Annotated in this window: 22 protein-coding genes; 9 read left to right on the top strand and 13 right to left on the bottom strand. The window is 42.1% G+C overall.

Features of this window, described 5'->3' with window-relative positions:
- Positions 1–49: 49 nt before the first annotated feature.
- The 8 genes from ACKLNX_RS04405 to nadC form a co-directional block, all read right to left on the bottom strand.
- On the bottom strand, positions 50–949 hold the full coding sequence (locus ACKLNX_RS04405; RefSeq protein ID WP_412971374.1) for an aspartoacylase: 900 nt from the start codon (positions 947–949) through the stop codon (positions 50–52).
- Positions 950–1,001: 52 nt separating this feature from the next.
- Positions 1,002–1,232 (bottom strand): DNA gyrase inhibitor YacG, encoded by a 231-nt coding sequence (gene yacG, locus ACKLNX_RS04400; RefSeq protein WP_412971373.1) that lies wholly within the window; start codon positions 1,230–1,232, stop codon positions 1,002–1,004.
- 39 nt (positions 1,233–1,271) lie between these two features.
- Positions 1,272–2,024, bottom strand: coding sequence for a cell division protein ZapD (zapD, locus tag ACKLNX_RS04395; RefSeq protein ID WP_411693108.1), 753 nt, complete (start codon positions 2,022–2,024; stop codon positions 1,272–1,274).
- 58 nt (positions 2,025–2,082) lie between these two features.
- Entirely contained in the window at positions 2,083–2,691 is a 609-nt protein-coding gene (coaE, locus tag ACKLNX_RS04390) for a dephospho-CoA kinase (RefSeq protein ID WP_412971372.1), read from the bottom strand.
- A gap of 106 nt (positions 2,692–2,797) precedes the next feature.
- A complete protein-coding gene (locus tag ACKLNX_RS04385) occupies positions 2,798–3,673 on the bottom strand; it encodes a prepilin peptidase (RefSeq protein WP_412971371.1) in 876 nt (291 codons plus the stop codon).
- Positions 3,674–3,898: 225 nt separating this feature from the next.
- Positions 3,899–5,107: a type II secretion system F family protein gene (locus ACKLNX_RS04380; protein ID WP_412971370.1), complete on the bottom strand. Its 1,209-nt coding sequence runs from the start codon at positions 5,105–5,107 to the stop codon at positions 3,899–3,901.
- Between the two features lie 87 nt (positions 5,108–5,194).
- Positions 5,195–5,635 (bottom strand): pilin, encoded by a 441-nt coding sequence (locus tag ACKLNX_RS04375; RefSeq protein WP_412971369.1) that lies wholly within the window; start codon positions 5,633–5,635, stop codon positions 5,195–5,197.
- A 209-nt stretch (positions 5,636–5,844) separates the two neighbouring features.
- Positions 5,845–6,702, bottom strand: coding sequence for a carboxylating nicotinate-nucleotide diphosphorylase (gene nadC, locus ACKLNX_RS04370; RefSeq protein WP_412971368.1), 858 nt, complete (start codon positions 6,700–6,702; stop codon positions 5,845–5,847).
- A 191-nt stretch (positions 6,703–6,893) separates the two neighbouring features.
- On the opposite strand from nadC, the gene ampE reads away from it, so the two are divergent.
- From ampE to ACKLNX_RS04325, 9 genes are all read left to right on the top strand, one after another.
- Entirely contained in the window at positions 6,894–7,775 is an 882-nt protein-coding gene (gene ampE / locus ACKLNX_RS04365) for a beta-lactamase regulator AmpE (RefSeq protein WP_412971367.1), read from the top strand.
- A 362-nt stretch (positions 7,776–8,137) separates the two neighbouring features.
- Positions 8,138–8,932 (top strand): GntR family transcriptional regulator, encoded by a 795-nt coding sequence (locus tag ACKLNX_RS04360; protein WP_412971399.1) that lies wholly within the window; start codon positions 8,138–8,140, stop codon positions 8,930–8,932.
- Between the two features lie 91 nt (positions 8,933–9,023).
- Complete coding sequence (gene aceE, locus ACKLNX_RS04355; protein WP_412971366.1) at positions 9,024–11,696, top strand: pyruvate dehydrogenase (acetyl-transferring), homodimeric type; 2,673 nt, start codon at positions 9,024–9,026, stop codon at positions 11,694–11,696.
- Between the two features lie 15 nt (positions 11,697–11,711).
- Entirely contained in the window at positions 11,712–13,439 is a 1,728-nt protein-coding gene (aceF, locus tag ACKLNX_RS04350; protein ID WP_411693100.1) for a dihydrolipoyllysine-residue acetyltransferase, read from the top strand.
- Between the two features lie 83 nt (positions 13,440–13,522).
- On the top strand, positions 13,523–14,941 hold the full coding sequence (gene lpdA / locus ACKLNX_RS04345; RefSeq protein WP_411693099.1) for a dihydrolipoyl dehydrogenase: 1,419 nt from the start codon (positions 13,523–13,525) through the stop codon (positions 14,939–14,941).
- A 619-nt stretch (positions 14,942–15,560) separates the two neighbouring features.
- Positions 15,561–15,812 (top strand): DUF1289 domain-containing protein, encoded by a 252-nt coding sequence (locus ACKLNX_RS04340; protein WP_412971365.1) that lies wholly within the window; start codon positions 15,561–15,563, stop codon positions 15,810–15,812.
- A gap of 162 nt (positions 15,813–15,974) precedes the next feature.
- Complete coding sequence (locus ACKLNX_RS04335) at positions 15,975–16,802, top strand: HDOD domain-containing protein (protein WP_412971364.1); 828 nt, start codon at positions 15,975–15,977, stop codon at positions 16,800–16,802.
- Between the two features lie 64 nt (positions 16,803–16,866).
- A complete protein-coding gene (locus tag ACKLNX_RS04330) occupies positions 16,867–17,679 on the top strand; it encodes a YdiY family protein (RefSeq protein ID WP_412971363.1) in 813 nt (270 codons plus the stop codon).
- Positions 17,680–17,780: 101 nt separating this feature from the next.
- Positions 17,781–18,533 carry a YdiY family protein gene (locus tag ACKLNX_RS04325; RefSeq protein ID WP_412971362.1) on the top strand — a complete coding sequence of 251 codons (753 nt, stop codon included), beginning with the start codon at positions 17,781–17,783 and terminating at the stop codon, positions 18,531–18,533.
- A 209-nt stretch (positions 18,534–18,742) separates the two neighbouring features.
- On the opposite strand, the gene serA is transcribed toward ACKLNX_RS04325, so the two are convergent.
- From serA to ACKLNX_RS04300, 5 genes are all read right to left on the bottom strand, one after another.
- Positions 18,743–19,972: a phosphoglycerate dehydrogenase gene (gene serA / locus ACKLNX_RS04320; protein WP_412971361.1), complete on the bottom strand. Its 1,230-nt coding sequence runs from the start codon at positions 19,970–19,972 to the stop codon at positions 18,743–18,745.
- A 115-nt stretch (positions 19,973–20,087) separates the two neighbouring features.
- Positions 20,088–20,741, bottom strand: a complete 654-nt coding sequence (rpiA, locus tag ACKLNX_RS04315) for a ribose-5-phosphate isomerase RpiA (RefSeq protein WP_411693092.1) — start codon at positions 20,739–20,741, stop codon at positions 20,088–20,090.
- Between the two features lie 104 nt (positions 20,742–20,845).
- Positions 20,846–21,445 (bottom strand): 5-formyltetrahydrofolate cyclo-ligase, encoded by a 600-nt coding sequence (locus tag ACKLNX_RS04310; RefSeq protein WP_412971360.1) that lies wholly within the window; start codon positions 21,443–21,445, stop codon positions 20,846–20,848.
- A 62-nt stretch (positions 21,446–21,507) separates the two neighbouring features.
- The gene (locus ACKLNX_RS04305) at positions 21,508–22,452 is read right to left on the bottom strand and encodes a nucleoside hydrolase (RefSeq protein WP_412971359.1); all 945 of its coding nucleotides are present in this window, start codon (positions 22,450–22,452) and stop codon (positions 21,508–21,510) included.
- A gap of 71 nt (positions 22,453–22,523) precedes the next feature.
- The gene (locus ACKLNX_RS04300) at positions 22,524–23,420 is read right to left on the bottom strand and encodes a ribokinase (protein ID WP_412971358.1); all 897 of its coding nucleotides are present in this window, start codon (positions 23,418–23,420) and stop codon (positions 22,524–22,526) included.
- Between the last annotated feature and the right edge of the window lie 7 nt (positions 23,421–23,427).

The raw sequence follows: 23,427 nt of genomic DNA, 5'->3' as shown, positions 1-23,427 counted from the left end.
AATGACTTGTGGGGTGAAAAAAGGTCTGTGGGACGAATTCAAAATAGGTTTAAATAACTGTCTTCGTAGCCAACGCAAAGGCTACATCAAGGTGATAATATGCCGACTCTCCTATGAAATGAGGGTAGACATTATCATCACCATCCCATGTAATCGTTTTGCCTTCGAAGCTCTGAAATACAGGTTCGCCATTATTTAAAACGCTGAAGTCTTTGTTTTGCAACTGCGGATGGATCATGGCCAATTTTCGGCCTTCAGCATTGACAGGAAACTTTACTTCTTTCGTTAAGCGGAAAGCTTCGACTTCGTCTGTTTGTGGCACAGCACTCTTGTTCCAAAGGTCGCAAAAACTAACAAGGATTTGAGTCATTTGTTCTGTTTGCAAATATGCGGCAGGCCTAAGAACGCCCTGAGGCTGCGGGCCTACTTCAATCATAACTCCTCTTTTACCTACGGTGCACAAGTATGCATGCTCTTGGTAAGGGATATGATCTTCAATGAGGATGACTGCTTCGGGCATATGGCTTTTCACATACCGCGCCATTTGCTGATGGAAGTCGTCTGTTTCCAATATAATGAGGGTTGGGCCCATATTGCTAGTTGTATTATGTATATCAATCAGCAGGTCTGTACTGGGCTTGGTTTTCGGGCCGTACCGTGCGTTAAACTCAAGAGCTAAGATGTGCTCTAAATTTTCACCAGATGGTTTGCTAAGTTTATCAAGCGTGAATTGTCTATTTAGGTCTTCCTCAACATAGCGACAGCGGTTCTTAATTGCTAAGTTGTTCACTAAAGTAAACTCGATGTTTAATTCACTCTGCTTTGGAATTAGGTTTGCGAGAATTTGCTCATTGCTTTGTAGGTTTCTCACATACTCAACACCCGACATTTCGTTGCCATGCGTGCCAGCAGTAATAAGGACTTTGTTTATGACAGTGCTTTTGGACATCGGTGATTTCACCTTCAAAAATAATTTGCTGACGAGGAGTTTACTGGAGACCTTATTCTTTAAAAAAGTCTTTTTCTTGCTGAGCTAGCAAAGCCTCAATGTCTTCTATATCAATATTCATAGAGCTTTCGGCATCTTTGTTTGCACCCGATGGGATCGCGTGCTCTTCATTGGCCCATTGGCCTAAGTCGATTAATTGACAACGTTTACAACAGAAAGGTCGAAACACATTTTCAGTTGAATATTCAATTTCTTTCTTACAAGTGGGGCAATTTACAATCATATTCTTTCTTTAATTATTCGTTGAATTGTTGAGTCGTGCTTAGCAACAAGCAATTTCAAATTTGATGTCATGCGGCACACTACCGGATGAACCTTCCTCAGGTACGAGTTGCATAAAACGAATCCCGTAGCGATATTTATTACCACTCAATACTGGATAATAACCTTCACTGTTGACGCATCGAACCCGAATTAAATCTATTTTATCGGTGACGACGCCTTGATAAAAGCCATTTTTACCTAAGACTTCTTCGTAACGGCCACGTTCACGCAAGAACTGCATGACTAAGGTGATATTTTCGCGCACAAGAGCGAGTTGATCTATCCACATCGCTATGTCTTTGCTTCTAACTTCTTTGCTTTGTTTAAGCCAGCAGAATAAATGGGGTAAATCGAAACTCATGGCCCCACCAGGGATGGAAAAACGCTGGCGTATACTACTTAAGAAACGGTCGTCTTTTAAACTTGAACCTAATTTGCTTGTGCGTTTCAACTCGGACAATAAACGATGTAGTTTCTTTAAGGTTGCTTCAAGTGCGGCAGTATCGATATTAGGGTGACTTGACCAGTGAACTAAGTTTTTTTCATGTACATCGATATCCCGAATAAAATCGGTGCGAACGTCAAGGCGTTCAAGTAAATCGAGAAGCGTGAAAAATACATCGAAGAAGTGCAAGCTTTCTAATTCGTTATCGAATGTTGCGGTATGATCCAGTTGATTGAAGAGTTGCTCTAATCGCAAATAGTTTCGCACTTTTTCACCAAGTGGAAATTCGTAAACTGCGATTGGCATTAAGCGCTCCCTATGCTTTTGACTATGTTTTGGATGTAATTTTTTAGTTCGACCTAGTTTACAGGTTTTCGTTCACAATGTTTAGGTACATTTTATGTAATTGCTCAACTTGAGTGTGTAGCCAGTTGAGGTCTTTGTTATTTGATATGACATCGTCGGCAGCAGCGAGCCTCGTCGCACGTGAAACTTGTGAAGCCATTATGCCCTCAATAACAGCTTGCTCGCTCTTATCTCGGCTCATGGCTCGCTCCAATTGACTACTTTCGTCGATATCAACAACTAAGGTACGGTCAACTAGTTCATGCAATTGGTTTTCAACTAGCAATGGAATACTCAAAATACAATAGGGTGATGTGGCTTGAGCTGTTTGAATTTGCATTTGTTCGCGAATAAGGGGGTGAAGGAGGGCATTCAGCCATTCTTTCTTTGCTGGCTCGGAAAAAACAATGTTGCGTAATGTTTGTCTATCGAGTGTCGAATCAGCAGTTAAAATATCTGGACCGAACTCATCCACAATGTCTTGCAAGCCCGGACTGCCTTTTGCAACCACTTCACGAGCAATGACATCGGCATCTATGATATCCACGCCATAGCTTGCAAAGCGATCGCTAATTGTTGTTTTACCCGATGCGATTCCACCGGTAAGTCCTATTACCAAGCTGCTCATGTGTTATTTTCTCGTTGTCTTTACAATCTAGAAATCTTCAATCTAGAAATCTTCAATCTCGTTACAGATATGCACCAAACAGTGCGCCAAGTAAACTAAGTAAATTCTACAGCGTAGATAAGTACCAGTCAGCAATCAGGTCACCGTAGAGCATTGTTAACCAACCTGCGGCTGCTAAGTATGGACCGAAAGGGATCGCTAAGTTACTGTCTTTCTTCTTCACGAACATCATGCTGATACCAACGACAGCACCCACAACGGATGACAACAAGATAATAATTGGCAAATGTTGCCAACCAACCCAAGCTCCTAAAGCTGCAAGTAGTTTAAAGTCGCCGTAACCCATGCCCTCTTTACCGGTTAGTAATTTGAAAGCCCAGTAAATTGACCATAAACATAAATAGCCAACCATAGCACCAATAATAGAGTCGATCGGCGATATCGTGTGTTCGAAACAACTAACACCAAGACCAATCCACATGAGAAGTAAGGTGAGTGAATCAGGGAGTAACATTTTATCAAGGTCAATAAAGGTCATCGCCACTAGCAACCAAGTACCAAAGATGAAAGCGGCACCGGTGATACCAAAGCCAAGCTGATAAGCAACAAGGGCTGACATCAATGCAGTAAGTAATTCGACTGCTGGATAACGTGCTGAGATTGGTTTGGAGCAAGCGCTACACTTGCGCCCTAAAATAAGCCAACTAATTACAGGAATGTTTTCCCAAGCTCGTATTTTATGTTTGCAATTAGGGCAAGTAGAATCAGGCTTCACTAAATTGAAGGTTGGGGCTGGCGCTAACTCTTTATCAGGGTTTTGAAACTGCTCAATATCACGTTGCCACTCTCGCTCCATCATAATAGGTAAGCGATAAATCACAACATTCAAAAAGCTACCGACTAACAAACTAATACAAAACGTAACAATGACAAATGCCAAAGGGGATTCAGCTAATAATTCAAACAACGCAATATTTTCCATGGGGCCGTCTTTTTACCTTTTAGTTTGTGATACTAGATTCGTTCTCATCATATTCTATCGGCTTGTTGAATAAAAGTGTTCAGCTTTTGTTTGCAATGCTTCTGCTCTCATTCATATGCATGAATATTGAAGGTCTGATGGGCATTCTTTACTTTATCTTTATTCAACAATTGCAGATAGTAAAAAGCCAGCATATTGCTGGCTTTCGTATTTTACGGTTTGGGCTTATACAACGTTACCCATTTCGAAGATAGGTAGGTACATGGCAACAATCAAGCCACCGATAACGACACCTAATACTGCCATTATCATTGGCTCTAGTAAGCTTGTTAAGCCGTCAACCATATCATCAACTTCTGCTTCATAGATAGTGGCTATTTTTTCTAGCATACCGTCAACAGAACCAGATTCTTCACCAATAGCAATCATTTGTGTCACCATCGGAGGGAATATATTAGTTGCACGCATTGCAACGTTCATTTGTAACCCGCCAGCGACTTCCTTTTTGACGAATAGTATAGCGTCTCTGAACACTGCATTACCTGATGCACCCGCTGCTGAGTCTAGTGCACCTATTAATGGTACGCCGGCTGCGAAAGTGGTTGAAAGCGTTCGAGTAAAGCGAGCTACGGCTGCTTTCTTAAGTATTTCACCAATAACAGGGATTTTAAGGATTTTTTTATCAACGCTGTCGCGTAGGCTTGGTGATTTTGCATGCGCTTTCTTGAACATGATAGCGCCTATAAATACGCCAACACCAATGAATGGCCCGTAGCTCTGCATCATATTGGATAAGCCAATAACGAATTGAGTGAACACAGGAAGTTCAGCACCGAAGCCTGCGAAAATTTCTTCAAACTGTGGAACAACAAAAACCAATAGTATCGTCGTAACAATAAAAGCAACAACGAGTACTGCGATCGGGTAAAACATCGCTTTTTTGATTTTTGATTTCAACGCTTCAGCTTTTTCTTTATATAAAGCGATACGATCGTAAATGGTTTCTAATGCACCTGATTGTTCACCCGTTTCAACTAGATCACAATAAAGGTCATCGAACTTATCAGGGTGTTTGCGTAATGAAGAAGAAAGTGGGTTACCCGATTTTACTTCGTTAGTAATTTCACCTAACAATTCGCGCATTGAGGCTTTAGAGTGGCCTGAGCCAATCATTTCTAAACTTTGAATTAAGGTAACACCTGCACCAAGCATAGTAGCAAGCTGTCGGGAGAGGACAGCAATATCTTGTGCAACGACCTTGTCTTTTTTTCCAAATAGTGGTTTGGCGAGTTTCTTGACTTTTGTTGCAGAGACACCTTGACGTCGCAATAAATTTTTCGCCTCTTGCAAGGAGCCTGCGCTAATTTCGCCTTTACCCGCTCTGCCGCTTTTTGACGTGCCAGACCAAGTATATGTTTCTGCTGTTTTTGCCATGATAATCTCAATAATTCTCTAGTTTTTTAGACAAAAAAGCCCAGATAATCTGGGCTTTCAAATCAATTTCTATATCTTAGGACTGTATTAGCACAAAGTAGCTGGCTTACATACTGCAGTCCAAGTAACATTACCGTTAGCTGCAACTACAGGAGTTAATGTGAAAGTTGCTGCAGCGTCGTCTGCTGGGTCTGTTAATCCAGAGTTAGTTGATGCAGTTGCAACGATTTGGCCGTTTGTAGTGGCCAAACCAACAACATCAGTACCAGCAGTTACATTAGCTGGGATACCTTTAGCGCCTGCATCACAAGCAGCTAGTTTAGCAGTTGAATCTGCACCAGAAGCAAGTTGTGCACATACTTCAACAGCAGACTTAGCTGCAGCAGTTGCATTAGTTACTTCAGTGAATTTTGCTTTTTGCGTGTAGCCCTGGTAAGCAGGAAGTGCGATTGCTGCAAGAATACCGATGATTGCTACAACGATCATTAGTTCGATTAGTGTAAAGCCTTTTTGAGCTGAATTTTTCATTTTGTCTCTCCGAGCGTGGTCAACGCGTTTTAAAATATTTGATTTAAAGTAAGTTAAAAAGGTAAGTGCGGTAATTGCTTACCTCCTTAACCTCGAGACCAAGTATAAGAGGAGAGTGAAGTTTGTGAAGTATGTGGGCGCATACTTAAGTCTTTGTTTCGACACTTCCTGTCATACGCAAGGGTAGAAAAAGGACGTGCCTCTAGTGCTTAACTTACCGTAACTAGGGATAAATCCACAGCTACTACATTCTTCGTTAAAGCGCCTGAAGACACATAGTCTACGCCGGTTGCAGCCAATTCTATAAGTCTGTCAAAAGTGATATTGCCAGACACTTCAAGCTTACACCTTCCAGCATTAATATCGACTGCCTTATAGATCCGTTCCGTGCTGAAATTATCCAACATTATGGTGTTGACACCTGAATCTATAGCTTCAATTAGTTCTTCTAAATTCTCTACTTCGACTTCTATAGGTAAACCAGGCTGCATTAATTTAGCCTTGGAGACCGCATTTTTAATGCCTCCGCAAGCATCAATATGATTTTCTTTTATCAAAAATGCATCATACAAGCCCATTCTATGATTTTGTCCAAGTGCGCATGCAACTGCATACTTTTGTGCTTGACGCATGCCAGGTATTGTTTTTCGGGTATCGAGTAGCTTAGTTTGGGAGTTTTCTAGATATGTTACATACCTTGCTGTGGTAGTTGCCGTGCCACTGAGTGTTTGTAAGAAATTTAATGCGCTTCGTTCTGCAGTTAAAATTGAGCGCGCGTTTCCTTTTATATAAACAATCGTATCATTTGCTTTGAGCACAGAGCCATCATCACACTGCCAATCAAGTACAACGTTTTTATCAATTTGCTTGAAAACTTCATTTACCCAAGCTCTGCCGCACACTACGCAATCTTCTCTAGTAATTATTTTGGCCGACATCACAGTGTCTTCTTCTATTAGCATTGCGGTAATATCATTCTGCATAGATATGTGTCCACCAAGATCTTCTAATAGTGCATCTTCGACTTGCTTTGGAATATTGAATTGGTATTGATTAAAGAGTGACATAATAATGAAAACTTCTAATTGAATAATGTGGAATGTAGGCCTGCGCTAAGTTTACTGGTTTACGCGCCGCAATGAAACCGCTATTAAACTAGATTTGCCTGTAAAATATAAACAATATATCAAGGAAATTGCTTTGCACTTTGCTTTGTCGCTCATATACTTAAGCTAATATCTTATATAAAGGAATGTCCATGACACTGATCTCGCTATTAATAGTAATGGCCTTGGAACGCGTCACATCAAAATCGCCTGAATGGCATATTCATTCTTTGGTAGGTAAGTATATCCAATTCCTACAAGGCCGCGATTGGTTCAGCGCTAGCGCGTCTATGCTGTCGGTATTACTTATCATTCTAGTACCTGCTTTCTTGGTCTTTTTAATTGAGATCATTTTTAGCAATGGTTTTGTAACCTTCTTGATGCAGTTAACAGTGCTATGGATATGTTTGGGTTGCCCAATTACACGAAAGAATTATAAACGCTATTTGCAAGCAGCAGTCAGGAAGGATTTTGAAGCGTGCTCACTACACAGTCTTTCTTTCGGTAATGAAAGTGGTGACCTAGATAAAGTTGGACAGCAACTAGTTTTCATCAACTATCGTCAATATGCAGCAGTTATTATCTTCTTCATCCTTCTCGGTATTCCTGGCGTTATTATTTATTCCATTGCGAAAGAGCTTCAACTGTTTATGCACAAGATGAGTCAATGTGATGATAAACCTGAAGAAGTTCATGACGAGGTAATGGGGGACTGCGAAGCAGATAATTCTGAGTTGCTTATAGATAAGGTTATGCACGTCATTGATTGGCTACCAGTCAGGATCACTGGTTTAGGCTTCCTGATTGTTGGGCACTTCTCTCGGGCACTCTCTATCTGGTTACCTTCCTTAGCAGATACACAATCAAGTGCGAAACAAATTCTCACTAGTATTGCGATTGCAGCTGAAGAGGTCGAAGCCGATCAAAAGAACTGTATAGACGAACCTTGTATTCTTGTTCGTCTCGTAAAACGTAATGTGCTCTTTATGTTGGTTGCAGTCTCTGTGCTTACAATGGTCGGAGCAGTTGCTTAGTACTTTATCTAGTAAACACTTTTCTAATCTAATTAAAAGCGACAGCCTTCATTAACAAAGGGCTGTCGCTTTTTTTTAAGCTACAGTTCCAAATTTTTGCGATAAAAAATCGTGCTCAGTTTAGGCAAATTCGGCTTTACTAAGCTATCTTGAATGAAACAATACTTGTCGAATTAGGAAAAGTTGCTTACACTATCTTGGTTAATTGGTATTACCATTTTTACAAAAGCGCGAAGTATTTCTAAATTTTGTTAACATTTTAACCAGAATGCGCTTATAAAAAGCACAGTTATATATTAAGGTTTCATGCATAAGCTGTTTCAATATAAATCTAAAGGAAGGCAATTGCAGTGCACGCAAGTATAAAACAGCAAAAGTTGTCAGACGTCATCACTGAACGTCTCGAGTCCATGATATTGGACGGAACGCTGGTTGCTGGTGAAAAGTTATTACCTGAACGCTTGCTAGCAGAAAAATTCCAAGTCTCAAGACCTTCATTGCGTGAAGCAATTCAAAATTTACAAGCGAAAGGCCTGATTGAGCGTAAACAAGGCGGTGGCACTTTTATTACACAGAATTTGAGTGCAAAAATGACCGATCCTTTATTAGCCTTGGTTGCATCGCGTCCTGAAACACAATTTGATTTGCTCGAATTTAGACACGCTTTAGAAGGCATGGCAGCTTACTACGCGGCTTTGCGTGGGCAACCCGAAGATTATGATGCATTGAATAAGGCTTTAAATAGCCTCTCCGCTTTGCATGAACAAAGCAGTCGAGATGAGCAAGGTAAAGAATTAGTCGATACCTCCTTGGAAGCTGAAGCCCTCGTTGAATTTTATCTTACTATGGCTAAAGCCTCACACAATATGGTTTTACTGCATGTCATGCGAAGCATGGAAGGTATGCTAGTTGAAAATATTAAACGAAATTTAGAAATGTTGCGCGATGGAGCTGATGTTGAAGAGAGAATCCGTTCACAACGTCACAGCATAGTTAAGGCAATCATTGCACAAGATCCAGAAGCAGCACGCAAAGCCAGCAATGAACATTTAGGCTTTGTGGAGAGTACACTATTAGACATAAACCAACGCGACGTTAAATTACAACGCGCGATGCGAAGAATGGAAGTAAAAGAAAGTAGCAAGACAGCTTCTTAATTGGCTGTAAAACTTTAAGCAAACAGAATCAGGCGCTATCACTGGATAGCTTGGTCTGATTTATCGTTATTACATAATATAGGAAAGCACCATGACCGATGTGATGCATCCAGATGTGGATCCAACAGAAACGCAAGAATGGTTAGACGCACTTGAAGCAGTTTTAGCAGAAGAAGGCGTTGACCGTGCTCATTATTTACTTGAGTCGTTGATAGAGAAAGCAAGACGAAGCGGGGCTCACTTGCCTTATGATGCAACTACCGCTTATATCAATACCATTCCTGCTGGCCAAGAGCCAACCATGCCTGGTGACCAAACTATCGAAACCAAGATTCGAAATGCTATTCGCTGGAATGCTATGATGATGGTACTGCGAGGTTCCAAGAAAGATCTTGAACTTGGTGGTCATATTTCAAGTTTTGCCTCTTCCGCTATGCTTTATGATGTGGGCTTCAACCACTTTTTCCGTGCACCAAACGATAAAGACGGCGGTGATTACTTGTTTGTTCAAGGTCACGTTTCTCCGGGTATTTATTCTCGCGCATTCATAGAAGGTCGTTTGTCTGAAGGTCAACTCGACATGTTCCGCCAAGAAGTAGGTGGTGAAGGTTTGTCTTCATACCCGCATCCAAAATTAATGCCTGACTTCTGGCAGTTCCCAACGGTATCGATGGGCTTAGGTCCAATGCAAGCCATCTACTTAGCTCGCTTCTTAAAGTACCTTACAAACCGTGGCTTAAAAGATTGTTCAGAGCAGCGCGTATGGTGCTTCATGGGTGACGGTGAAGTCGATGAGCCAGAATCATTAGGTGCAATCGGATTGGCTTCACGTGAAGGTCTTGATAACTTGACGTTTGTTATCAACTGTAACTTGCAAAGATTAGACGGCCCAGTGCGCGGTAATGGCAAAATTATCCAAGAACTTGAAGGCACATTCCGTGGCGCTGGCTGGGAAGTATTTAAAGTTATTTGGGGGCGCTATTGGGATCCATTGTTAGCACGCGATACATCGGGCAAATTACTCGATGTGATGAACGAAACAGTCGATGGTGAGTATCAAAACTATAAGTCGAAAGGTGGCGCATATACGCGTGAGAACTTCTTCGGTAAATACCCAGAATTGAAAGAAATGGTCGCTAACATGTCTGATGATGACATTTGGCGCTTGAATCGTGGTGGACACGATCCTGTTAAAGTTTATGCCGCTTACAAACGAGCGACTGAAACGGTTGGTCGCCCACAAGTAGTATTAGCTAAAACAGTTAAAGGCTACGGTATGGGCGCTGCGGGTGAAGGTAAAAACATTGCCCACAACGTTAAGAAGGTAGACGCTGATGGCGTGAAGCACTTTAGAGATCGCTTTAACATTCCTCTTTCGAATGAAGAAATTGCCGATTTACCTTACTACAAATTTGCAGACGATAGCCCTGAAATGAAATACCTTCGCGAAAAACGTGAAGCCTTACACGGTTATATGCCTGTTCGTTTGGCGAAGAGTAATCATGACTTGCCAGCACCGCCGTTGAAGGCATTTGAAGCTATCACCAAAGGGTCTGGCGATCGCGAAATTTCTACAACAATGGCATTTGTGCGTGTTCTTACCGTGTTGCTTAAAGATAAGCAAATGGGCAAAAACGTCGTACCAATTATTCCTGATGAAGCACGTACTTTCGGTATGGAAGGACTATTCCGCCAAGTGGGTATTTACTCAAACTCAGGTCAAAAGTACATTCCACAAGATAAAGACCAAGTGGCTTACTATCGTGAAGATAAGAAAGGTCAGGTTCTACAAGAAGGAATTAATGAACTGGGTGCAATGTCATCTTTCGTTGCTGCAGGTACTTCTTATTCAACCAACGACTTGCCAATGTTACCGGTTTATATTTACTACTCTATGTTTGGTTTCCAACGTGTAGGCGATATGGCTTGGGCAGCTGGCGATAGCCAATGTCGTGGTTTCTTAGTAGGTGGTACAGCTGGTAGAACAACACTTAACGGTGAAGGTTTGCAACACCAAGATGGTCATTCGCACGTGCAAGCTGGGTTAATTCCAAACTGTATTAGTTACGATCCAACTTATGGTTATGAAGTGGCAGTGATAACACAAGACGGTTGTCGCAGAATGTTAGAAGAACAAGAGAATGTGTTCTACTACATCACAGTGATGAACGAAAACTATGTTCAGCCTGAAATGCCGAAAGGTTGTGAAGAAGGCATCATCAAAGGTATCTACAAATTAGATACGGTAGGTGATAAAAAAGCGAAATTGAAAGCGAAACTGCTTGGCTCTGGAACGATCCTTGTAGAAGTTCGCAAGGCCGCTGATATCCTAGCTGAAAAATACGACGTTCAATCAGAAGTATACAGCGTGACATCGTTCAACGAAGTGACTCGTGACGGTATTGATTGCGAACGTTGGAACATGCGCAACATCGACAAGAAAGCTCGCGTACCTTATATCACTCAGGTCTTAAACGATGGTAATGATGGTCCTACGGTTGTTGCGACTGATTACATTAAGGCTTATGGCGAACAAGCTAGATCTTTCGTACCAGGTGCTTATAGAGTATTAGGAACCGACGGTTACGGTCGTTCGGATAGCCGTGAGAATCTACGTAATCACTTTGAAGTTGATGCAAATAACGTTGTGTTTGCTGCGTTGTATGAGCTTTATAAAGCGGGTGATTTTGATAAAAAGGCACTAGCAAAAGCGATTAAAGATTTGGGTATTGACCCAGATAAAATTAATCCGCTTTACGCTTAATTAGGGAGAATCAATATGGCAAATTTAGTAGATATCATTGTTCCTGATGTTGGCGGCGAAGAAGTTGAAGTCATTGAGGTCTTAGTGTCAGCCGGTGAAGCCGTCGACGCAGAAGCATCTATTGTGACAGTTGAAAGTGATAAAGCGAGCATGGATATCCCATGTGAAAACGCAGGTACTATAAAATCACTTAAGGTTAAAGTCGGCGATAAAATTAAGCAGGGTGATGTGCTTGGTCAAATGGAGTCTGGTGCCGAAGCATCAGAAACAGAGACTGATGAGCCTGCAGCAGAGGCTGAAAAATCAGAGCCTAAAAAAGCAGATTCTGAAAAATCAGAGCCTAAACAAGATGCAGAAGAAACTAAGAAGACTGAAGAACCTGCCGCAGCCTCTGGAGGCACCAAAACGATTGAAGTGACGGTGCCTGACATTGGCGATGCATCTGACGTCGACATTATTGAAGTCTTAGTTGCAGAAGGCGATAGCGTAGAGCCAGAAGATGGTTTAATCACGCTTGAAACTGATAAAGCCACTATGGACGTTCCTGCCCCTGAAGCTGGCAAAATTGTTAGCTTAGCCGTGAAGGTTGGGGATAAAGTTTCAGAAGGTTCTTTAGTATTAACGCTTGAAGTTGCTGGAGCGGAATCAGCTCCTGCAAAAGAAAGTAACGATGCGCCTGCTGACAGTGCTCCGGCACAAGCTGAAAGCGCGCCTTCAAAATCTGAAAGTGCACCCGCAGCAAGTGACTCGGCACCTAAAGCGCCACCAGTACCTCATCATCCTTCAGCCGGTGGAAATGTGAGTACAGGTAAAGTTCATGCGTCTCCTTCAGTACGTCGTTTAGCCCGTGAGTTCGGTGTTGACCTAACGCAAGTTCAAGGTTCTGGCCGTAAAAATCGCGTTCAAAAAGAAGATGTACAATCATATGTTAAGTATGAACTGTCGCGTCCGAAAATGAATCCTGGCAGCTCTGCGGGCACCGGTAGCACCGGTGGTGGCTTGCAAGTACTAGCTCAGCCGAAAGTGGATTTCGCGAAATTTGGTGAAGTGGAAGAAGTGCCATTAACGCGTATTCAGAAGCTTTCTGGTCCGAATTTGCACAGAAACTGGGTCACAATTCCACATGTCACTCAATTTGATGAAGCGGATATTACCGATCTAGAAACATTCCGTAAGGAACAAAATGCTATTGCTGAGAAGCGAAAACTAGGGGTGAAAATCACACCTTTAGTATTCATGATGAAAGCAGTTGCGGATGCGCTTAAAGAATACCCTGCTTTTAATAGTAGTTTATCAGCCTCTGGTGAAACACTGGTAATGAAAAAGTATTTCCATATTGGAATCGCAGTAGACACTCCGGGTGGACTTGTTGTACCTGTAGTTCGTGATGTCGATAAGAAAGGCATTATGGAAATTTCCAAAGAGTTAATGGAAATTAGTGTTAAGGCGAGAGATGGCAAATTAAAAGCGACAGACATGCAAGGCAGTTGCTTTACCATTTCAAGTTTAGGTGGCATTGGTGGAACAGCGTTTACGCCAATTGTGAATGCACCAGACGTTGCTATTTTGGGGGTTTCTAAATCAGAGATGAAACCAAAGTGGAATGGTAAAGACTTTGAGCCTCGCTTAATGTTGCCATTGTCATTGTCATATGATCACCGAGTAATTGACGGAGCATTAGCCGCTCGCTTCGCTGTTCATGTTAGTGGTGCATTGTCTGACTTAAGACGCATTTTGTTATAGTAATAAAAAATTTTGCAGGTTGGCGCGTGAATCGGTAAGATCCGCGCAAAGCATGCTTCTAACCATATAATTTTGAGGTCATAATGAGCGAGATAAAAACTCAGTTGGTCGTACTAGGCGCTGGTCCTGGTGGATATTCTGCAGCATTCCGAGCAGCCGATTTAGGCATAGACACAGTTATCGTAGACGTTCGTGAAACGCTAGGTGGTGTGTGCTTAAACGTGGGTTGTATCCCGTCGAAAGCGTTACTACACGTAGCAAAAGTTATCCAAGAGGCGAAGCATTTGTCTGCTCACGGTGTTACTTTTGGTGAACCAGAATTCGATCTTGATAAAATCCGTGGATGGAAAGACAGCGTTGTTACGCAATTGACAAAAGGCCTAGCTGGTATGTCAAAAATGCGTAAAGTAAAACACGTACAAGGTCTTGGTAAATTCACTGGTTCAAACACTTTGGAAGTTGAAGGTAAAGACGGTAAAACCACGATTACTTTTGATAACGCAATTATTGCTGCCGGCTCTGAGCCGGTAAACTTGCCGTTCATTCCTGATGATGAGCGTGTCATTGATTCAACCGGTGCGCTCGAAATGCGTGATATCCCGGGCAAAATGCTTGTATTAGGTGGTGGTATTATCGGCCTAGAAATGGGAACGGTATATCATGCGCTAGGTTCGGAAATTGATGTCGTTGAATTCCTTGATCAACTTATGCCTGCTGCTGACAAAGACATTGTTAAAGTCTACATGAAGACCATCAAAGGCAAATTCAATACTATGCTTGAAACGAAAGTGACAGGTGTTGAAGCTAAAGACGACGGTTTGTATGTTACTTTTGAAGGTAAACAAGCACCAGCTGAACCGGTTCGTTATGACCGAGTTCTAGTTGCTGTTGGTCGTAAGCCAAATGGTTCATTAGTTGCAGCTGAAAAAGCTGGCGTAACGGTAACTGATCGTGGCTTTATTGAAGTAGACAAGCAAATGCGCACAAATGTTTCTAACATTTTTGCAATCGGTGACCTAGTTGGCCAACCGATGCTTGCTCACAAAGCGGTACATGAAGGCCATGTTGCAGCTGAAGTGATTGCAGGCAAAAAGCATTACTTCGATCCTAAGTGCATTCCTTCAGTTGCATACACTGAGCCAGAGGTGGCTTGGGTTGGTCTAACTGAAAAAGAAGCGAAAGAGCAAGGCGTTAACTACGAGACTGCTGTATTCCCATGGGCTGCATCAGGTCGTGCTATCGCTTCTGCTGCAACTGACGGCATGACTAAAATGATTTTTGAAAAAGAATCTGGCCGTGTTATCGGTGGCGCTATCATCGGTACTAATGCTGGTGAAATGCTGGGCGAAATTGGTTTAGCAATTGAAATGGGCGCTGATGCAGAAGATGTTGCATTGACCATTCATGCTCACCCAACCTTAAACGAATCAATCGGCCTTGCCGCTGAAATATTCGAAGGCAGCATCACTGACATGCCAAACCCAAAAGCCAAGAAAAAATAACCTGGCTTAAAGCGTTAAGAAACTATAGCCGGTACTTCTGAAGTACCGGCTTTTTTTTGCTGTTTGAAAAAGACGTATCGTAGGGCCAGAGGGGAGCCTCCACCACATCAGACGCGCTGTTCGCCATCCCTGGCCGCTCTCTAATGGCGTCCTGCCATTAGAAGGTCTGATGTGGTGGAGGGTCCCCTCTGGCCCTACGATACGTCTTATCACGCCGTGGATCGCTAAAATGCGTGTAAATGTTGATTCATAACTAACCCTTGTGAAAACAACGTGCATAACTAGCAAGCTACACCGAAGAACCCCTCCACCAAAATTTTCAAAGGACAAGGACGTCCTTTGTAAGCGGTCAGGATGACGCACAGCGCATTTTGGTGGAGGGGTTCTTCGGTGTAGATTGCGGCCTACTATCAGCACAAGTTGATTTCGTATGCGGCCTACTATCAGCACAAGTTGATTTTGTTTGGAGTCTAGTAAAAGCAGAAGTCGTTATTACTGGCTTGAGAGAGCGAATAAATAGTAAAATGTACATTGATTTTATTCACATACAGGGTGAACCTGTGTTAATAATGTTTGATGCTACTGCCAAATCGACCCTTAGATTGAGAATTTTGCCATTATGAGCGATATGCAACAGTTAGAATTTTTTGCTATCCCAAGCCCTTGTATTGGCGTATGTCAATCTGGGCCTCGGGGGTATTGCAAAGGTTGCTTTAGAAGTCGCGAAGAGAGGCTGCATTGGTTGCAAATCGATGATCAAACAAAACGCATCATTGTCAAAGCCTGCAACCGACGAAAACAGTCATGGTTGCGCAAGCAAGAAGGGGCGAAAATGGAACAAGGGCGTGGAGAACAACAAGATTTATTTTAACACTGCTTTTATAGCTCAATAAAAGTCTAGTAAAAAAAATAACTTAGCGAGATCAGCACAACTTAAGGTATAGATTATTTAGGCTAGGTATTATCAGTGCAACCCAACAATAATGTGCATTTAGTATACTTATATACATTGTCCTAAACTAAGAAAGAAACCATGCCCATTAAGCCTCTTGTCAAATTTGCTTCAAAATCATTTACTCTGCCAGATACATGCGTGAATCTAAGAGCAGCTCTAGATGATCCGACAAAAGACTTAAGTGACATCGCTAAACTAATTTCCGTCGATCCTTCCTTAAGTGCAAAAATTCTAAAGCTCGCGAATAGCGCACTGTTTAGGTTTCCAAGTCAAATTGAGACTGTCGCAAAAGCACTCAACGTGATTGGCGGTGAAGCAGCTTATAACATTTCTATCGCAGAAACGGCGAATATTGCTTTTAAGACATTTAACTCACCAGTCATCGACTTTGCCAAGTATTGGAAACGGGCGGTTATGTGCGGCATCATTGCAAAAGCGATTGCCCAACAAAAACAGATACGCGGTAGTGAGCGATTCTTTGTTCTTGGTATTCTTCAAGGCCTCAGTGAGTTGATTGTCGCAAGCAAGCATACCGAGGCTTACACCAAATTCAAAAACGATCTGGATGAGACAGCCCCTTTGGCGAAACAAGCTAAGCACTTTGGTTTTACATTCCCAGAATGCAGTGGCTTTATCATTCAAGAGTGGAACCTACCGCAATCACTTGTACTCCCATTACAAAAACTTATTCATCCACCGAAAGGCGATATGAGTTTAGAAGAAAGCATCTTGTATTTTGCAATTTCTATATGCAGTTTTGAAGGTAAGGATATTGAAATTGCAGACCTCCCACAAATTAACCTGCAAGCGATAGAGACTGTTGGATTGAGCGACGAGGATTATGATATGATCATGAATTACTCGCGTTTGGAAACCTCCAAAATTGCGAATTTGATGAGCTCTTAAGAATAAACAAGTAAATACTAGCTCGAAGAAATAATCTCGTAAAAGTAAAAAGCTAAATCACAATATGTCTAAATTGAAACAAACAGCCTCGCTGGGGCTTTTTTGTGTGTGTCTCACTTTGTCTGCCCAAGCAACGGCGTCTAATGACATTCTCAAAAAGCTGTATCTAAAAGAAAGGCAGCAAAAACAAAAACCAGAAGGCATGTCAATGTCTGGTGAGTTTGGCGTTTTATCGGCTAGTGGTAACACAAATACGACGACCTTCAAAGCAGGCCTGACCGCAGATCACGAAACGCTGCAGTGGAGCAATCGTTACTACAGTGAATTAGTTTACAAACAAAATAAAGTCGATGGTGAAACGCTTGTAACGGCGCAGCGCTTGTTAGCTAATGTGCAACTTGATTACAAATTACCCTCTAAGAATAACCGTCTCTTCATATATGCAGAATACGACGATAATCGATTCAATGGATTTCGATATCAAAGCGCGATTGCAGCAGGTTGGAGCACTCACGCTTGGAAAAACGAAGATAGTCAACTTCGCTATAGTGTTGGTCCAGGATACTCATACGCTGAGCGTGAAGTAGTAGATACAGAAAATCACATGTCTTATGAAGTGTTTAAAGAAATGATTGTGCGTGCATCGCTTGATTACCGTTTGGCATTGAGTGATTCAGCAAGATTTCGACAGTTTGTTAGTACAGAAGCAGGACAGGAGACTAATCGCTCACGTGCAGAGACAACATTGACCACAAGTATCCTTGAATCCTTGGCCATGAAGTTATCTTTTGTGATGATATACAACGATGGAACTCTGCAAGAAAATGTAAACTTGAGCACGGAAACTAGCATATCTCTTGTTTATCAGTTTTTTTAGCTTGCGAAAAAAATAAATATCGCTACCATATGAGCGCGCTTTATGGGGGTTATGCTATTCGCTGTTTCTAACCCTCTTCAAATTAGTTAATGGGAAAAAATATGAAACTTTCAACTATATCGGCATTTGTTGCCTTTGGTATTTTTGCGTCTGGTGCTCAGGCTCAAGATGAAGATACATTTACAATGGACGGTGAGCTTGGTTTTATCTTCACCTCTGGTAATACGGAAACTACTTCAGCAAATGGTGCGTTAAACGCGAAGCAAGAGTTGGAGCAGTGGAGTAACGAATACACTTTAAAAGCACTCTACAAGAAAGATAAAGTTGATGGTGTTGAAACAACATCTGCGGACAAAAAGTTTGCTTCAGCTCAGGCGAATTACAAATTAGAGAATAAAGATCACCGTTTATTCGGCTTTGCTTCATATGAAGACGATCGCTTTAGCTCATTCGATTACCAAGCAACAATTGCGGCTGGTTGGAACCAAAAGTTGTGGAGCGACGATACAAGTAGCTTCGAATACAGCATCGGTCCTGGTTATTCATTCGCTGATCGTTTCGTTACTGATAGTGAAGGAAATGTCTCAACGGTTTCTGAAAATGGTGTGGTTGTTCGTGGCGCATTTGCGTACAAATATATAATTTCAGATTCAGCTAAGTTTACGCAATCATTCTCGACGGAAGTGGGTGCTGACAATACAAAATCACGCGCAGAAAGTGCAATAAGCGCTAAAATTGCTGGTGGATTGTCAATGAAAGTAGCTGTTAAGTTTGACCATAACTCAGATGTAACTGGCACTCGTGAAAACTTAGACACAGAAACGTCTGTGAACTTGGTTTACACTTTCTTCTAAAAACGTGTATATAAAGTTACGCTGAACTCTTTCGAGAAAACGGCAAACGACTTTTATGGATGATATAAAAAAGCTCCGCTTCAATTTATTTGAATGCGGAGCTTTTTATTTTTAATTGTTTAATCGCACTAAATTTACTAACGCTAATAAAGCTACTAAATCTACCAATGCCGCTAAAGTTTATTTCAACTAAATTTTTGCCCTAAAGTTTAGTGTAATAAACGCGTTTTGATTGTGCCTTCTATAGCTTCAAGTTGTGCGAATGCATCATCCGCTCTATCTGCCTCTACATCTACCACGACATAACCAATTTCTTCGCTTGTTTGCAGGTACTGAGCCGCGATATTGATGCCTTGATCTGCAAATGTTTGGTTAATCTGAGTTAACACACCTGGACGGTTTACGTGGATATGTAATAAACGCGAGCGATTTATATGCGATGGTAGCGAAACTTCAGGGAAGTTTACGGCAGATAAGGTTGAGCCGTTATCGCTGTACTTAGCAAGTTTGCCCGCAACTTCAATGCCGATATTCTCTTGTGCTTCTTGAGTACTACCACCAACATGTGGCGTTAGAATGACGTTATCAAAAGCTCGTAATGGCGATTCAAATTCTTCACTATTGGACTTCGGCTCAACTGGGAATACGTCGATGGCAGCGCCATTCAGTTTTCCAGATTCCAATGCTTTCACTAAGGCATCGATATCAATGACCGTGCCACGTGATGCATTGATAAGAATTGCACCATCCTTCATTTGCCCAAGTTCTTTACTGCCAATCATATTACGAGTATGAACTGTTTCAGGCACATGTAGTGAGACAATGTCAGAATTTGCTAGTAGCTGTTTTAATGATCTTACTTGGGTTGAATTACCAAGGACTAGTTTGTCTTCGATATCATAAAACTGCACTCGCATACCTAAATGTTCTGCTAAAATACTAAGCTGAGTACCAATGTGTCCATAGCCGATGATACCGAGTGTTTTGCCACGGGCTTCATATGAACCGATCGCTGATTTATCCCACTCACCTCTGTGCGCTTTCGCATTTTTAGCAGGAATGCCACGCAGTAGAATAATGATTTGACCCAACACTAACTCCGCAACAGAGCGCGTATTAGAGAACGGCGCATTGAATACTGGAATACCGCGCACCAAAGCTGCGTTTAAGTCGACTTGATTTGTACCTATGCAGAAACAGCCTATTGCGACTAGCTTTTTGGCAGATGCGATAATCTTTTCGTTTAACTGCGTTCTCGAACGAATACCAATGAAGTGTACATTTTTGATTTTCTTAATCAGTTCATCTTCAGGTAGGGATGTTTTCAAGGTTTCAATGTTGGTGTAGCCATTGGCCTGCAGGGTTTCTAAGGTACTAGGATGTAAACCTTCGAGTAAGAGGATTTTAATTTTTTCTTTGGGAAGCGACACTTTAGTCATGGAGCAAAAACCTTAACACGAGTTAAATACATTCAGACATCTAGACGTCTGCTTTTGGGTGAGCTAGCAATATAGCAAATAAAAAGCAGACTGCACAGAGTTTATTCAAGCTTTGTTAGCTCTTTTTTACGCCCTGTTCTGTGCCGGTTAATACAACATCAGCACCTCGGTTCGCAAACAATCCGTTGGTAACAACACCAACAATGTTATTTAGCTTATTTTCTAGCTCGACAGGATTCAAGATCTCCAGGTTATGAACATCAAGAATGATGTTTCCGTTGTCGGTTACTACACCTTGGCGATACTCAGGATCACCGCCTAATTTAACAATTTCACGTGCAACGTAAGAGCGAGCCATTGGAATGACTTCAACGGGGAGTGGGAAGCTTCCTAAAATCGGAACATGCTTTGTATCGTCAATAATACAGATGAATGTTTTGGCTACAGCTGCAACAATCTTTTCTCTCGTTAAAGCTGCACCACCACCCTTAATCATGTGCTTGTGCTCTGTGATTTCGTCGGCACCATCAACATAGATATCAAGATCGTCTACGGAGTTTAAGTCAAACACTTCAATACCAAGATTTTTTAACCTTTCTGTTGAAGCATCAGAGCTTGAAACTGCGCCAGTAATTTCATTTTTTTTGCTAGCCAGCGCGTCAATGAAATAGTTAACCGTCGAGCCTGTGCCTACGCCTACTATACTGTCGGCTTGAACGTATGCTAACGCTGCTTCTGCGGCTGCCTGTTTCTTCTGATTTTGGTCCATTTTGATTATCCTATTGCGATTCTGAAGGGCAAAAATTGAGGAAAGCTAAAAAGCTTAATTTCTTGATCCAAATTTAATCCTTTACAGGCTCGAATACAAAGGGTTTAAGTAAAAGAATACAGTTTATTTGGTGTGAGTATGTATGGAAGTGGAATATCCCATGCTTCAGTCGGTAGGTGTGGGCTTAATTGTATATCGTGAGCGAGCCCGGTAAGGATTGGTGAAGTCTCGTTTGAACTTGATTGCAAACTAGCAAGCGTGCGGTCGTAAAAGCCTCCGCCCATACCTAAACGATTCCCTTTGATATCGAAAGCGACTAGTGGTGTAAAGATGACATCTAAATCTTGAATTGGGCATAGATATCTAACATCTAACTTCGGTTCTGCTATACCAAAGCTATTCAGCCGCATTTGGCTGTGTGCGGTAAATTCTTGAAACAGCAAATGGCCAGCACAAAATGGATGCAAAATAGGAACAAAGACCTTGCATCCTGCAGACCAAAGATAATCTATCAAGGCCCGTGTGTTCAGTTCCCCATTGAAGGAAAGATATATAGCAATATTGCGAGTGCCTTTAAAAATAGCATGTTGCTGATATTGCTCGACCAACTGCAAGCCGGCTTGATTTTGTTGTTCAGGCGAGAGAGAAAGGCGTTTATCGCGAAACGCCTTCCTTAGTTCATGTCTTGTTGCGGAGCCACTCATTCATGCGTCCCGTAGGTAAACCTGACTATTTAAACAACCACTAACTGCACCTCGAACGCTCTTTACAGAGCGTAGGTGTTGATGAATAGCTCAGTCAACTTTGGATGATCAACTTTGGTAGCGACGTTGATGGTAGACGCTTCTAACCAATCAGGGCTGGCTGTGGTGCCAAAAGGAGCGAAGCTAGTTTGACCTTGATTCAGCTTATCAGTTGAAACACGCACATTCCCCTCGGTCATCTCAAACAGTGAAGGTTCAAGGATGTAGGCAATCGGGAATGCATCGTGAAAATAGCACTGCCTGGTATCTTTGCCTTGCGAGTAAAAATCGGTGTAAAACTGGGATGCTCTATTCACGAAACCACCCAGTGTCGGGTTCTTTTCCGCTAAAATATCAATGAAGTTTGGAGCGAATGGAAGATCGTAAGTCACATCTAAGCCGAACATGTTTAGTTCCCAATCGGCTGCGAACACAATTTCGGCAGCGTAGGCATCATTCCAAATATTAGCTTCAGCAACGGGTGTTACATTACCCGGTACGAATGCTGCTCCGCCCATTACGTTAACCGCTTTCAGCAATTTAGGTAGCTCTGGCTCTAAACGCAGTGCGAGTGCTAAATTACCCAAAGGACCAACAGCAACTAAGGTAATTTCGCCAGGATATTTGCGCGCCATTTCAATGATAAATTCAGCTGAGCTTCTTGGATCAATCTTACCTTTTGGATCTGGTGGATTAATATTACCGAAACCATCATCACCGTGCACAAAATGCGCGTACCCAGACTCTGGGCCAACCCATGGCATTGCTACACCTTTACAAACCGGTATGTCTAATTCCGCTAGTTCACAGAGTATGAGAGCGTTTTTGGCAGCCATAGTGACCGGCACATTGCCAAATACAGTTGTTAAACCTAGTACTTCAATTTCTGGCGATTGAAATGCGAAAAAAATCGCCATTGCATCATCAATCCCTGGATCGGTGTCTAAAATAATCTTGTGTTTCGTCATTTTCTGAGTTCCATTTTATCGATATCTGCACATGGCAAATATTCTTTTTTATTGTTAGTTCTTATCGCTTTTTAATTGTGATTTTTTAAAAATTGCTCAACTTCATTCACACTTGGAATTGAAGGAGCTGCACCGGCTTTCATGACAGCTAATGCTGAAGCGGCACAAGAATACTTGAGGGCATCGGCTATATTAGCGTTAGCTTGATATGCTGCAAGGAAGAAACCAATAAAGGTGTCGCCCGCCGCAGTTGTATCAAGCGCTTCAACTTTAAATGCTGGACAAAACTCTTCCTCATCTCCAGCTACAAACCATACCCCAGCTTTTCCTAGAGTCAGTAGTATCTTAGTATCGGGGTAGTTGCTTGTCAGGGATCGCTTGATTGCTTCGACATCAGCCTCTCCTGTCAACTGCTCAGCCTCTACCTCATTAACTATGAGTAAGGTAAGTTTGTTTAAAGGGAGTTGTTTTACCGAATCCGTCATTGGAGCAGGATTAAATGCAATATTTAGGCTGCGCTTATGCGCCTCTTCTATCACCGTATCAATGGCATTGGTTTCGTTTTGCAAAAGCACCCAATCCCCTGATTTTGCTTTGGCTAATGCGGTGGCAATATGATCATCGCTGAGCGTTTGATTCGCGCCACCAAATAAAATAATGTTGTTTTCTGCATCGGGTGTTACTTGGATTATGGCGTGACCTGAGGCGACATCACTCAACTCACGCACTAATTCACAATTCACGCCTGCTTCAACCATTTGATTCTTGAATGCACTGTCTGTGGCACCAATAGCACCAACGTGGAAAACTTGATTGTTTGCTTTTGCTAATGCAACAGATTGGTTTGCTCCCTTGCCACCTAAGATTGATTGGTAGCCGCTGGAGGATAGAGTTTCGCCGGGTTGTACAAAATGAGGAACAGAATACACGTGATCAATATTAATTGACCCAAAGTTAAACACCGCCATGGTTATA

Origin of the sequence: Glaciecola sp. MF2-115, assembly GCF_047250385.1 — a bacterium.
In the GTDB taxonomy this organism is placed as follows: domain Bacteria; phylum Pseudomonadota; class Gammaproteobacteria; order Enterobacterales; family Alteromonadaceae; genus Glaciecola.
This window is presented reverse-complemented; position numbering and strand designations above follow the sequence as displayed.